Origin of the sequence: Saccharothrix sp. ST-888 (assembly GCF_000955975.1) — a bacterium.
Classification (GTDB): Bacteria; Actinomycetota; Actinomycetes; order Streptomycetales; family Streptomycetaceae; genus Kitasatospora.
Genome location: NZ_JYJF01000780.1, coordinates 1 through 325, shown reverse-complemented (window position 1 = coordinate 325; position 325 = coordinate 1). Strand labels below are relative to the sequence as shown.

Below are 325 nucleotides of genomic sequence, written 5' to 3'. Positions count from 1 at the left end.
GTTCGACTTGACCGACCCCAGCCACAACGGCCGTCCCTCGGAGCGCCCCTGACCGTACGTCGCCAGCAGCGCCTGCGCCTCGATCGGGTCACCCAGCGTGGTCCCCGTACCGTGCGCCTCCACCACGTCCACATCGGCCGCCGACAGGCCGGCACTCGCCAGCGCCTGCCGGATCACCCGCTGCTGCGACGGACCGTTCGGCGCCGTCAGACCGTTGGAGGCACCGTCCTGGTTGACGGCCGAACCACGCACCACCGCCAGCACCTCGTGCCCGTTGCGCCGCGCGTCCGACAGCCGCTCCAGCAGCAGCATCCCCGCACCCTCG

The 325-nt window shown here is 72.6% G+C and carries 1 protein-coding gene; it reads right to left on the bottom strand.

The window, feature by feature from the left end; all coding sequences use genetic code 11:
• A partial coding sequence (locus UK12_RS34550; RefSeq protein ID WP_045307184.1) for a hypothetical protein occupies window positions 1-325 on the bottom strand: 325 nt, incomplete at both ends.